Genomic DNA, 13572 nt, shown 5'->3' on the forward strand with positions numbered 1-13572 from the left:
TTTCACCTTTTGTTATGATTCTTACCTTGTCGAATAGATTGAATAGCTCCTGTACCCTTAGGACGCCTTCTGATTGCCCATAAAGGAAAGCGTATAAAAGTATCTTTCATATCTGCAAAGCGAAACGGTGCTAACGGTGTTCCATAAGGAGTTCCTAGCGATTCAAGACTGATAAGATGTCCAATTAATGTCATCCACCCGATAACCAGTCCTACAATTCCAAATAATGCAGCTAAGATCATCATGGGGAATCGTAAAAGTCTAACTGCAGATCCCATATCATAGTTAGGGATAATAAAAGAAGAGATGGCTGTAACAGCAACAACAATAATCATAATGTTACTTACAATTCCGGCCTGAACAGCTGCTTGTCCAATGATAATACCTCCTACCATTCCAACTGTCTGACCAATCGGGGTAGGCAGGCGTAAGGCCCCTTCTCTCATCATTTCCAGCGTTATTTCCATAAGTAATGCTTCCATTACTGGAGCAAAAGGTACGCTTGTTCTTGACTCTGCAATAGATAAATAAAGCTCTACAGGAATAACTTCGAAATTAAAGGAAATAAACGCAACATAACTCGCTGGCAAAAATAGAGCAACCAAAAAGGCGATAAAACGAAGTATACGAATAAACGAAGCAACTAGCCATCTTGTACCGTAATCATCCACCCCTTGAAAAAAAGAGATGAAATTTGTTGGAGCAATTAATACATTTGGCGAATGATCCACTACAGTCACAAATCTGCCCTGTAGAATGTGCGATACGGCTAAATCAGGTCTTTCTGTTAACATAAATTGTGGAAATGGTGAGTACGGGTTATCTTCAATGAATTCAATAAGTTCACCTGTACTAGTAACAGCATCAACTGTTATACTTTGAATCCGTGTTTCTAATTCCTTTAGCACATCCTCAGAAGTTACATCTTTTAAATATAAAATAGAAATCTTTGTTTTGCTTCGTAAACCAATTGTTATCTCTTTTATCATTAATTGGCGATGTGGAATATACCTTCGAATCATTGTGATATTTTGAGCTCCGGTTTCTACAAATCCTTGATGCCCACCTTTTAGAGATATTTCGTTATGAGCATCTTCAATACTTCTTTGCGGCCATCCTTTTGTGTCTAATTGATACGCTGTAGTTCGACCGTGAATTAATAAAACACTATCTCCTTCTAAAATAGCATTTTCACTCTGACTCCACGTATTAATAATTTTAATTTGTCCTAATGTAATGGGAAGTTCTGTATTGGTATCAAAATCACTATTCATCAAAGGACTTAGAACATGATTTTGAATCAATTCTTTATCTGTTAATCCAGACAAATATACTAAAGCGGCTTCTAGTCCAGCTTCTGTCATTTGAAACCGTCGAATCACTAGATCAGGTGATTGATGAAATACATTCTGAAGCTCAGCTATATTCTTCGATAAACTAGCTTCTAAGAGAGAGTCTTCTATATTTTTTTGGGGAACAGGAGTATCGTCTCGTATTGAACATGATTTAGGATTTTCTCTATATTTTAACCATTTCAGAAATTTAGTCATGGCTTCCTCACCTTCTATGCACCTTCTATAGTATGTTTAGTATGCATATATGAAGAAAAAATATCCTAATAATTAGAGAGATAACGCCAGACTTATTACTATAAAGTTTTTGGTGCATATTTCATAAAGGCAGGTTGCAATTCTCATTAACATAAGAAAATAGTAACCTGCTTTTAACTTCAAGAATAGTGTAAATCCTTAAGTTGATGGATGTGGGGTACCGCCACATGCCCATCAAGCTAAGATTTTGAGATACCCCCCATGCCCATCAACTTAAGAAAATAGATTCACCCCAAAACGAAAAAATGAGCTTTTCTGTTAAAAGTTAGCACAAAATTTCGTTCTGGGGGTATTTGTTTTTCTTAGCTTGATAGCGATGTGTACCATCCCCAATTAATGCATTTTTTTGGGTTCAGTTCATTATATTTTCTACTTTGTCTTTATACACAACATATTCTTTCCCATCCACTACTGCTACCACCGCAAATTCATCATTTGGATTGAATGAAAGCCAGTCAGCCCACATGCTTGTATTAGCACCTCCACTCCACATATGATGAACAGTGTTTTTAGTTAAATTCATAACTTTATAAGACGCATTTGGTGCATTTGTTCCAGTCTTTATTTCAAAAGTGTATGCGTTATGGATTTTTTTATAAAAGTAAAAAACGTTTGATGGACGAAGTAGATTCATAAAATCCTGTTCTTTCTTCTCTGCAATTTTTATGCCTTCTAGTAATGTGACAACATCTGTTCTTAATGTTTTCCAACTATCTTTAGCTGAATTCAAGTTAGGCTTTAAAAATTTATATCTATTTTGATCAGCTTTTTCATCAGCTTTATCAATATGCCCCAGTACGCCCGAATATTGAGAGTCTAAATCATCCCATTGTGTGGACATATAAGTAAGAGCAGTAATAGCACTATCAATCGTACTATGCATATCACTAATATTATGAAATGCAACTCCGACTACACGATTTAATGTAATTTTATAATCAACAGTTTTACGTAATTCTGCTAAAGCAGGCTCTAATCGACCTAAATTATCTCTAGCAGTACCTATCATTATGCCACCAGAAATAAGCGTGGGGATAAAAGGTATTTTCACCATTATTAATCCATCAGATTCTAATTTCTTATAATAGTTTACTTGTCCTAAAACTTCATCTAAACGCTTTTGATCAGTCTCCACATCAGCTCCTTGGTTTTTTAAAATCGATTGCAAGGTCTTTTTATGGCTTCCAAATACTCTAATATCTTCTCCAATAGCGTTTTTAAATTTAGTTAATTCTTCTATTAATGCTTTTGCAGACTTTTGGTTTCGTTGAATTCCCCCCCTTAAATCAGTAATCCCCTTTTTTAAAGTATCCCCATTTCCATTGTTGATCGCCTCTACTAATGTTTCATAATAATTTTCAAACTTTGTATCGTATTCAATAATGCCGGTCAATGTATCTAAAAGCTGTTTTTTTACTTTTGTATTCCATGTAACAGCATGTGCTCTTGCATTCTTTTGATCCTGTACAATTTTACTAGGTAAATCTGCATACCCATTAATAGAAATTCCTTCAAAACTCACATCCGGATTATTAATTAGCAAATAAGAATATTCATTCATAGCTTTTGCAAATAACCCAGCATCTTGTACAGTTTTTTTCATCTTTTCTTCATTTGCTGAAAGAGACATATCTTCAGTGTTCGTTTGTTCAGTTTCAATTGCAAAGGTTGCTACTGGTGTGACTGCATAGGTAGTTGTCATAATTAAAAATGCTGATACAGCCAGTATTTTATAAGGTTTTTTTTTCATCTTTTCTTATTCCTCCTGTATAGAGTATGATTTCAAGTCCTATTCTTATTAAAAGACGATGTAGTTGCATAGATTCGATATTATTAAGCGAATCTATATAAACTGTTCCCTATTAATCGATTCTGTTACAAATTTTTAAAAACAAGTAAACTACATGGCTATCTTTTTATTTGGATAAAACTTATATATAAGTGAAAGGCGAAGTCTTTAATGAGACTCCGCCTTTTTAATATATAAGGATTTATTAATTATCGCTTTACTGTTTAACAGTGTAATCATAGACTCTCTATGTTATGGTTCACTTTGCAACAGAATTAATATTTCCCTATTTTTGTGGAGTAACAGTTTCCACTTTTAATTCCTTTATCCCTTCTTTTAATGTAACAGCATCTGTTCTTAATGTTTTCCAACTGTCTTTCGCTGCATTTAAATTAGGTTTTAAGAATTTAAATTTATTTTGATCCGCTTTTTGAGCTGCATTCTCAATATGCCCTAGAACGCCCGAATATTGAGAATCTAAATCATGCCACTGCGTGGACATATAAGTAAGAGCGTTAATAGCATCATCAAGTGCCTTGTGCATTTCATTAATATTACTATAAGCAACTCCAACTACGCGATTTAATGTTACTTTATAATCCACGGTCTGACGTAATTCTGCTAATAAAGGCTCTAACTTACCTAAATTATCTCTTGCTACTCCCACTATAATACCGCCAATTATCGGTAGACCCAAAATAGCACCCTTCATTACATTAAACCCATCAGATTCTAATTGTTTATAATAGTTTACTGATCCTAATACTTCTTCTAGACGCTTTTGATCGGCTTCAACATCTGCACCTTGGTTTTTTAAAATCGACTGCAAGAGATCTTTATTGCTTCCAAATGCTCTAACATCTTGTCCAATAGAGTCTCTTAATTTAGTTAATTCTTCTATTAGTTGTTGTGCAACCTTTTGATTTTGTTGAATTTCACCTCGTAAATCTGTAATCCCTTCTTTTAAAGTTTCTCCATCCCCTGTATTAATCGCCTCTACCATTGTTTCATAATAATTGTCAAATGTTGTATCATATTCAACAATACCAGTCAATGTATCTAAAAGCTGTTTTTTTACTTTTGTATCCCAAGTAACAGCATGTGCTCTTGCATTCTTTTGATCTTGTACAATTCTACCAGGTAAATCCACATATCCATTAATAGTAATTCCTTCAAAGTTCACATCTGGATTTTTAATTAACATATAAGAATAGGCATTCATAGATTTTGCAAATAAACCGGCCTTTTGCAAGGTCTCTTTCATTCTCGCTTCATTTGCAGAAAGAGCCGTATCTCCATTGTTCGTTTGTTCAATTTCACTTGCAAAAGTTGTTACTGGTGAAACTACATTAGCGGTTGTAATAGTTAATAACGTCGATACAGCGAGTAATTTGTAAGGGATTTTTTTTATCATTTCATTTTCCTCCAATTTAGGTTTTAATTTTCAGTTCTATTCCTGTTTAAAAGCAATATCTTTTGAAATGAATTCTGCATCTTTATGAATATCATTCCAACTTTCTTTAGCAGCTTTTAAATCATCCGGTATTAAAGAGAATTTGTGGTCTTGCATAGAATCGATATTATCCAGTAAATCTGTATAATTTGCGCCCATTGTATTCCATTGCTTTTGAATATTTGTTAGAGATAATATCGCTTGATCTACAGTCTGATATAGATATGCCAATGTTTCTTTCGCGTTAGTAAGCGAAAGAACTGCTTGATTAGCACGATCTGCTTTCATACTTAATTCTCCGATTTTGTTAGAAATTTCGTTATAGGAGTCCATATGCTTAGATGCCGTGACACCCGCCGCAGTTCCTAGACCGATACCAGCTGCTCCAAGAGCTGAAAGTCCACCAACAACAGCTGGTGTTGCTGTACCACCAGTTACAACAATTACAACTGCTCCTCCAATAGCTGCAATAACTAAAATAGCTGCTCCCAATCCACCACCAATTGACCATGCTAATACATCATCAAAATGTTTTTTCTGAGTAGAACGAAGTTGCTCAATTTCAGCTTGAAGTTGCGGAATCGTTGCCTGTTGACCTGCTAATATTGCAGTTAATCCACCTTTGCCATCTGGACCACCAACATTATTTTTAAAATCTGTAGAATTTTGATATAGTTTCCCTTTGAAGTCTTGTAGCATCTTAATTACATCTGTAACCTCCTTTGAATTTGTATTAATTGTAGTAATTAAATCACTTATGCCCTCTTTTAGACCTGCCTTATCTTTCTTTTGTACAGTATCTACTAAAGTGTCGTAATAATTTTGAAATTGTTCATCGTAATTTACAATATTACGAGCTGTTTTTTGAATCTGTGGCTTCGCTTTATCTAACCAATAATTCGCATTGATTCGTGACAGTTCTTGATTAAGGTGAATATTTTTGAGCAACTCCCCTCCTTCTGATCCTAAATCGATATTAGATAAATTTACATTCGGTTGCTTAATCATTGTTTTTGCGTACAAATCCATTACAAGAATATGAGACCCTGTTTCAGCCAATGCTTTCTTCAGTCCCTCGGGACCTAAAGCATAATTGCCTACTTTTTGTTCTTGAGCGGTCGTTTCTTGTGCAAATGCATGAATAGTGTTACCAGTAGTAGCAGTTATAACCGTTGCCAGAGTGGCTAAAGTTAGCACTTTGAATGGGAATTTTTTCATAACTATTCTCCTTCTTTCGCTAGATTCTTATAATCTTTATAGTTTTTTCAAAAACGTAATATCAAAATTTATATACCTGTTCTTCAAGGTAACTTATTACATTTTTTAATTGTCTTAATGTATCTTTTTGAGACTGCTCGTTAGTTGCATTAACATTAGTAGATAATTTTGTAATGTTATTTTTTATTAGATCCAAATCTTCTTTATAGCGCTTTAATAGGTCAAGTTCTACATCTACTTGATTTGCAAACGTATGCAAATCATTTTGTGAAAGAAGAAGCATTGATTTTTGTAAATCTGCTATTGATAGTTTCGTTGTTAAATCATATATTTTTTGGTTTTGTTTCTCTAAGTCATCTAAATATGCTCGCTGCTCTGCTGTTAGTTTATTTATTTCTGCGAAGACACCAAATGTTTTCTTAATCTTTTCAGTATCAATGGCTTTCATCAGGTCATATTCTTGCGTTTTTGCGGCTGCAGCTGCAGCTATTTCACCTTGTTTGCTTTTCTCAATTGCTTCACGAGCTGCTTTTTTTGCCGATTCAATCTCTAGAGCAGTTTTACCTTGTTCTGTCGCTTCTTGCGCCGCTTTTTTCTCCGCTTCTAGAATAGAGTTGTTAATTTCTTTTCCTTTGTTATACGCTGCCATCCCTGCTTGAGCAGCCGGTTCAATAATTTCTTTTGAAAGACTATAAACTTCTTTGAATATAGCAAATCCCTGCTCATTTAAAGCTCCTGGTATTAATGCAATTTGTTGTAAATCATTTTGAATTGCTTTTTTAGTATTTAATATTTCATTTTTTAACTGATCTATTTTTCCTGTTCCATCTGTACCTAATATGCCTTGCGCAGTTGCCACATTAGTATCGAAATCTTTTAATTTTTTATCAAGCTGTAATTTAAGATCTGTTAATTCATTAATTTGTCGTTGCGCATTTTCTTGATTCGTCATAGCCATTTCTTGAAGAACTTCAAGTCTATCCGAAAACCCTTCTCTATCTTCTTTATTGTCTACATACGATTTTAATGTCGGGTAATAGCTATTAAATTTCGTTACAAATCCTTTACTTTTTGAATTTAATAGAATTAACTGTGGATAGAGTTCCGATGACCATTCCTTCATATCTTGTTTGATTAGGAATTGATTTGTATTTAAAGCTGGGACTTCCTCTAGCTGTACATTAGGACTCATTAAAGATTGATCAATATACGTTTGGATTAATTTAGATTGCGCACCTAATTTTCGTAATGATGAAGAAATATCCATGTTTTCTTGTTGAGTTTCTGCTTGAACGATTGGTGTTGCGAGAGTATTGATAGGAATAGTTGCTCCAGTTACAATGGATGTTATTAAAAATCCTGTCATTATTTTATTTTTCATTCCGTACACTCCTTTACCATTGTTTTTTATAACTTGATTCATATAACTTGTACGCCCTAGCGCTAGGCTCTCTCCTTGCACACGCATGGGGAATGGGAAGTCTTTCGGATAGGGTGTTATCGTTATTATTTACTTCTAAGAGGATCTAAGGATTTTACTTCCCTCTCATTTAGATACTCTATTTTTCAAATAGTAAACGATAAAAATTCATCAGCTATATTTGAATTAGCTGCCCAATGAGTAGTAAAATACTTCCCCCTAGAGCTGCTGTTTAACTTACAGAACCGTGAAGATAAATAAACCATTGATTCTTGAGTTAATCCCGTCATGACTTTTTTAATATCAATTTCATAATATGGGTTTTAGTTTTGTCAGCAAGAGCCTTACAAGACTACAAAAGATGAAATTACACTGTACATTGCTTATACTTTTATTGCGGAATAAATTCACTTTTGCTATGTAGAAACTTAAAACCCATTTTTACAAAAATACTACTTTTGAGATTCTAAATACCTTAAAAATAAACTGATTATTAAGAAAATTATCCACAACATAGTGTTACTTGCAAATTTAATAACCTCTATTAGCTTGCTCTTCCCCCTTCTGTGTGGTCATACCAGTTATGTTGTTCATTAAAACATTAAATTTCCAATGCGTAAATAGCAAAATTTTGTCGATTGAGCTCGATAATTTAGCTATTAAGTAAAAATACGAGCCTGAAAAATTATACCGATATAATTAATTAGGAATTACAGCTCTGTAATTGTAATGATTACAAATTAAAGTGTATACGGTTAATAACTAACCATTTTAGCTCAACCAAGCAATTTTATTTTTAAAAAAATACTTATAGAATAATTTAATAGGTTTTTTTACACTTTTTTACCTTTATTTGGTTATGTATAATTGCATATAATATAGATATATCAAGTGATATATGTTATATTGTTAAACTTTATGTAATAGTCCCTAATATCACCATTATTAAATACTTAACATGAAGATATTAATCTATAAACTTATTCCTCGTTATAACTATGGGTTTTAAAATATAAAAAAAGCCGCAAAGCTTTCTCGAAAAGAACCTTTGCAGCCTTCTGTTTTTTTGTCTCCTTAGAAAAATAATGGATAGTGTACTCTTTAAAATTAACAACATGTTATAAATCTTACCCTTGTCCTTTGGCTTCACTAAATGGTTCATGGACTCTTCAAGATCTATTTGAATACATATTCCTTTTCTAGATCAATCACATACCCTTTCTAGAGTAAAAGAAACAGTATGCTCAAGTTTTAGAGTTACTTGCGCGTATATTAAAGTTTTTTCACAAGAAACTGATACTAAGCTTATATTACGGTATATTTTTCACGATACTGTCTAGGTGTCATGTTAGTTGATTTTTTGAAAACCCTTGTAAAATAACTTTGGTCGTTAAAATTAAGCCAAGCACAAATATCTGATAGTGGATATGTAGTGAGTGTTAATAATTTTTTTGCTTCTTCCACTCGTTCCCTTTGAATAAATTCACTTAAAGGAATTCCCACTTCTTTTTTAAATAATTTAGATAAATAAGTAGGCGTAATATCCAAATGATTAGCGAGTTCATTGAGAGATATTCCATCGTAAACATTTTTACTAATATGGTTCATACATGTAATAACCGCATTTGAAAATTTTTGCGCATTGAATTCTTTTACTCGATCTGCAAAAGTACGTAAAGCATCTCCTGACAATCGCCTTACAGAGTCCACGTTCTCTAGTTGTTCCATGGTTTGGATATACAAAATACTAAGAGCAAAAGCAATGTCTGGTGGGAGATTACCTTCTATCGCATATCGAGTAGCTAAAGTAATCGCAATAATCCCATGGTTTTTTTGGTTTCTGAGTGGATCCGCTGTTAAAATTAATTCAGTATCTTCCTGCGATACTGCATACATATATTGCAACAACTTCTTTTTATTTCCCTCTTTGATTGCTGAAAAATAATTATGTACTAATGCCATGTTGTGAGTTTTTGGTTTATTTTGTTGACGTTTTAAAATATATAGATCAGGTTTCACAATTTTATAGGGAACTTCCTCTAACACTTTATTTTTTTCTACAACAATATCAACATCTAACTTTTCATTGAAAATCATGTAATGCAATAAAATTCCCATATCAATTAAAGAAGTTTTTTTAACCTCAGTTAGGGATTGAAAATAGGTTAGTCTTTCTTGAATATTATTATTTGAGTTAAATTCTTTTCGAAGTTTAAATGTCACATCATCTGATTCCTTTGGATGTATAGTGGGGCCAATTATTATAGTCCCTTTTATATAATCATGATTCGCTATATGAATTAGGATGAAATTTTCAAGATAACTGTTACATCTGAAAAGGGGCAAATTATCGGGATCATTTTCTTGATAAATGTCACTAAGGTGTTCTTCTTTAGAAGAATAAAAAGGACTACAAATATCATCAGAAATAGACTGATATAAAATTTTTTTGTCTGTAGATAAAATATGAACAGGTACATTAAAGGCTTTATGTGCGAGATCACACAAGTGTTGTATATCGATAGAATTATTCATTACCTTCTCCTCTTAATTAGATTAACTGATAAATTTTTACATCTTTACGGTATAAATTCATAAATTATTTTCCGTCAGGTATAACTTACGACAAAATATTACTATAAAATATCAAAATAGTACAATTCACGACAAAATATTACTATATCTTTTTTATGAAAATCATATATTATTTAATTGTAATTAGCATCTAAATATCAGAGTAGATAGGATAAGTAAATGAAATGAGCGAAGGTCTTTTCTTAATTCTACAAGATCTAATCATTGAACTTGAGAAAACAGTGAAGAACCTACAAAATACAGTGGTTTTCCATGCGAGGAACAAGCTGAAAAAAGATTCAAAATACAGCGAAAGTAACAGGAGATACTGTACCACTGCAAGAACCAACAGTCAAAATTCCAATTCAATTACTTGTACAAATTGAATTTTTAAAAATGGATACTGCTAATTTAAATGTAAAACTGAAAAATTACTGTGCTTCAAATTTTAGATAAAGATAACAAAAAGTCGGGAAATTAACAACAGAGGAAAATGATAAGGCTATTTATGAACCACTATGCTTTGAAAAGTACAAGCTGGGGGAATTTCAAGCATCAAACAGATACATGTTACTTAAAGATTTAATTGAGAGAAAGGTCTTTTCATCAGTACAAAAATAAAAATAGAAAACACAAAAATCGAATGGAATATTAGAAATACCGGCAATATATGGACAACTATTTTTATCTAATTGGTACTATATTACTGGTCGCAACATTAGTTTTACTTTCCACAAAAGAGGAAGAAATATATATAGATTGTAAAAGTACTAAGAATAGCAGACGAGATAGAACATATGAATAATCTATTTATTGGTTATTCATCTTTGTATTATTAGTCTTTATACTACCTAGTTTTATTATCGTATCACATAAACTTATTATTAAATTTCCAAATACAATAGTTGTTAGTTAACAAAAACAACATCCATAATTAAGATGCACAGTAAATTGACCTCAAAGCAATAATTTTTAAGTATTATGGAATTAAAATTACGGATAATAACAAAACGATTTTAAACACCCCTACACTGCTCATGTCTAATTTATTTTCCATCGATACATATGTCATCAATAAGGTTGGAAAAGGTTATTAAAAAAGAATCTGAGAGGTTGTTTTTTAACTACAAAATTATTTTTTTGAAGTTTTTGTAAATAAAAGGAAGAAGAATCCATTTGCACATGAATTCTTCTTATTTACTGCTTTAACTTAGTGTAATCTGTATTGACCTGTTAACTGTTCTTCAGCCATTCGAACTAAGCGTTTTGTAATTTCTCCACCAACCGAACCATTTGCACGTGATGATGTATCAGATCCTAGTGTGACTCCGAATTCACGAGCAATTTCATACTTCATTTGCTCAATAGCACTTGCAGCAGCAGAAATAAGAATTTCATTTGTATTACTTTCGTGTCTTTGAATATTCATAATTGCACCTCCACTATATTTGTATATAACATGTGCTTAATTATGATATTTATACGTAAGTAAACTATTTTCTTCTAGTATTTTTTAGGAAAACTCTTTTTCTTTCTCTCTTTCCCATATTCCACTAACTGAATTTGAAACACATCTGAATCCTGAATTCCTAACACATTAATTTCTTCTCTAAATGAACGCCAGGACTCTACCTTTATTGATTTTTCTTGGCCATTTCTTAATGTGTAGATTATTGAGTAACTCTAACTCGATAATCAACCCTCCTCACACGTTAAATAATGTACATTTAATTATGTAAAAAAGAAATAATTAAATATTTTTTTATGAAAGTTTCACACCAGCATATCCGCAAATGAAGTACCCACATTATTCTTCCGTTTCATATGCTTCTCTAAATAGATTTTTATTATTTGGATATTTTCATGCCCAAGCGTTTGCATTAAATGATATAAATCCGCATTTCCTTGTTCAACTGCCATGATTGCAAAAGCATGACGGAATGTATGTGCCGTTACAGGATTTTCACGATACTTTAGAAAATCTAAATTTGTCTTTTTTATCATATCTGTTACCTGATTTGATAACGTTTTTGGATTATAAAAATTTCCTCTTTGATTTACGAATAAAGGACATTCATCTCCCCGATCCAATATAGTTTGGAATCCTCTTCTCCGTCTCATTTCGCTAATACATTGGTATAAATATTCAGGAATGAAAAGTTCACGCACTTTATCCCCTTTTCCCTTGACCCTTAGCCAATACTTTCCGTCATAATGTAAATCTTTCACTCTCGCGGTGCACAATTCTTGAATTCTTGCACCGGTACTTGCCAGAGCTAGTAAAATTGCATAGTTTACTACATGCCCTCTTTCTTTATAAAATCCTAGAATTTTCATCACTTCATCATAAGAAAGGTCTCGATTCGGCCGATCTTGTTCATTTACATTAGCGCGCTGCAGTTCTTCATGAAGAGGCTTTTCAATATAAGAAAATACATGAAGATGTTTTAGAAAAGAACGAATGAGTACTGTTTTCTTCCCAAGTGTTGCGACCGCATATGTGCTACCGTTCCTACCGTTCTCTACCTGCTTCAACCAAGCATTATATTTACGAATATGCCAAGGCTGTAATGTTTTCAATAACGAGTCATTTTGCTGAACCTCTTCCCCATTCAATTCGAATTCTTCCGCATGCTGCACCATGCACTGACAAAATGACAAGATTTCAGATATATAACTCTTTTTCGTATCCTCTTTTCTATTTTTGTTCTCATCCATATCTTTTTGTAAATGTACGAAATGATAAATGACTTCCAGGTCACTTAAATATGTAGATAGCTATAATTGGTACAATTTAGGTACGTATGCCTTTGATGGAAACAAAGACACATTTTGGCATACAAACTGGAGCCCCGTAGCTCCAATGCCGCACGAGATTCAAATTGATTTAGGTGCAACCTATAACCTCTCCAAATTTAGCTATCTGCCAAGGCAAGATGGCCAAATCAACGGAACGATTAAGGACTATGAGTTTTACGTTAGTAGTGATGGAGTGAATTGGGGAACAGCTGTATCCATAGGTGCTTTTGCCAATAATACTAATTTGAAAGAAATCAGCTTTGCAAACAAGACAGGTCGTTATATTAGAATACGTGCATTAAGCGAGGTGAACAATAATCCATGGACAAGTGCGGCTGAAATCAATGTATTTGGAGTGGCTCAATAATATATTTGTGAGGATATCTATTTAAATCATTGACACGCTATTTCAGAAGGTTATCATCCGCTGAGAGTTTCGTTCAGCCTTTGATAACCTCCTTATTCTTCCAATATGTAAAAACACACAGATTGATAAAATTGAATTGCTTAGCTTAGCCTAAATTTGAAACTTGTTAGGGTTTATTTCTTATGCAAATATTTCACTCACCTATACTTGTCTTTTAGAAAAAAGAAACAATCTCGCCTAAAATTGAATTTGCATGAGCTTAGCTTGAAAGCAATGGGGTAACACAAATAAAACGCAAATTTCGTGCGCTAAGGGGTAATCGGCTTTTTACTGTTAACTCGT

7 protein-coding genes and 2 pseudogenes are annotated in these 13572 nt (G+C 32.8%); 1 reads left to right on the plus strand and 8 read right to left on the minus strand.

Annotated elements, in window-relative coordinates:
- Nucleotides 1-2: 2 nt before the first annotated feature.
- From QCI77_RS15830 to QCI77_RS15865, 8 genes and pseudogenes are all read right to left on the minus strand, one after another.
- Nucleotides 3-1550, minus strand: a complete 1548-nt coding sequence (locus QCI77_RS15830; protein ID WP_044444144.1) for a spore germination protein — start codon at nucleotides 1548-1550, stop codon at nucleotides 3-5.
- Nucleotides 1551-1962: 412 nt separating this feature from the next.
- Nucleotides 1963-3360: a hemolysin BL regulatory component HblB gene (hblB, locus tag QCI77_RS15835; protein ID WP_353825218.1), complete on the minus strand. Its 1398-nt coding sequence runs from the start codon at nucleotides 3358-3360 to the stop codon at nucleotides 1963-1965.
- A 325-nt stretch (nucleotides 3361-3685) separates the two neighbouring features.
- The gene (gene hblA, locus QCI77_RS15840) at nucleotides 3686-4813 is read right to left on the minus strand and encodes a hemolysin BL binding component B (protein ID WP_000591974.1); all 1128 of its coding nucleotides are present in this window, start codon (nucleotides 4811-4813) and stop codon (nucleotides 3686-3688) included.
- A gap of 36 nt (nucleotides 4814-4849) precedes the next feature.
- Nucleotides 4850-6070: a hemolytic enterotoxin HBL lytic component L1 gene (hblD, locus tag QCI77_RS15845; protein WP_002128070.1), complete on the minus strand. Its 1221-nt coding sequence runs from the start codon at nucleotides 6068-6070 to the stop codon at nucleotides 4850-4852.
- Between the two features lie 61 nt (nucleotides 6071-6131).
- Nucleotides 6132-7451: a hemolytic enterotoxin HBL lytic component L2 gene (gene hblC, locus QCI77_RS15850; RefSeq protein WP_113770575.1), complete on the minus strand. Its 1320-nt coding sequence runs from the start codon at nucleotides 7449-7451 to the stop codon at nucleotides 6132-6134.
- 1344 nt (nucleotides 7452-8795) lie between these two features.
- Nucleotides 8796-10025 carry a helix-turn-helix domain-containing protein gene (locus tag QCI77_RS15855; protein WP_113770568.1) on the minus strand — a complete coding sequence of 410 codons (1230 nt, stop codon included), beginning with the start codon at nucleotides 10023-10025 and terminating at the stop codon, nucleotides 8796-8798.
- A 1249-nt stretch (nucleotides 10026-11274) separates the two neighbouring features.
- A complete protein-coding gene (locus QCI77_RS15860) occupies nucleotides 11275-11493 on the minus strand; it encodes an alpha/beta-type small acid-soluble spore protein (RefSeq protein ID WP_353825219.1) in 219 nt (72 codons plus the stop codon).
- 344 nt (nucleotides 11494-11837) lie between these two features.
- Nucleotides 11838-12836: pseudogene (locus QCI77_RS15865) on the minus strand (tyrosine-type recombinase/integrase); the annotation flags it as partial.
- Between QCI77_RS15865 and QCI77_RS15870 the strand changes: the two are divergent.
- Nucleotides 12814-13230: pseudogene (locus tag QCI77_RS15870) on the plus strand (discoidin domain-containing protein); the annotation flags it as partial. The pseudogenes QCI77_RS15865 and QCI77_RS15870 sit on opposite strands and share 23 nt — an antisense overlap.
- Nucleotides 13231-13572: the final 342 nt, after the last annotated feature.

Origin of the sequence: Bacillus cereus group sp. MG9 (assembly GCF_040459995.1) — a bacterium.
In the GTDB taxonomy this organism is placed as follows: Bacteria; Bacillota; Bacilli; order Bacillales; family Bacillaceae_G; genus Bacillus_A; species Bacillus_A mycoides.

What these genes read in the sequence shown, in the direction of transcription:
- QCI77_RS15830 (WP_044444144.1), bottom strand. Translation starts at nt 1,550, where the DNA reads ATGACTAAATTTCTGAAATGGTTAAAATATAGAGAAAATCCTAAATCA.
- hblB (WP_353825218.1), bottom strand. Translation starts at nt 3,360, where the DNA reads ATGAAAAAAAAACCTTATAAAATACTGGCTGTATCAGCATTTTTAATT.
- hblA (WP_000591974.1), bottom strand. Translation starts at nt 4,813, where the DNA reads ATGATAAAAAAAATCCCTTACAAATTACTCGCTGTATCGACGTTATTA.
- hblD (WP_002128070.1), bottom strand. Translation starts at nt 6,070, where the DNA reads ATGAAAAAATTCCCATTCAAAGTGCTAACTTTAGCCACTCTGGCAACG.
- hblC (WP_113770575.1), bottom strand. Translation starts at nt 7,451, where the DNA reads ATGAAAAATAAAATAATGACAGGATTTTTAATAACATCCATTGTAACT.
- QCI77_RS15855 (WP_113770568.1), bottom strand. Translation starts at nt 10,025, where the DNA reads ATGAATAATTCTATCGATATACAACACTTGTGTGATCTCGCACATAAA.
- QCI77_RS15860 (WP_353825219.1), bottom strand. Translation starts at nt 11,493, where the DNA reads ATGAATATTCAAAGACACGAAAGTAATACAAATGAAATTCTTATTTCT.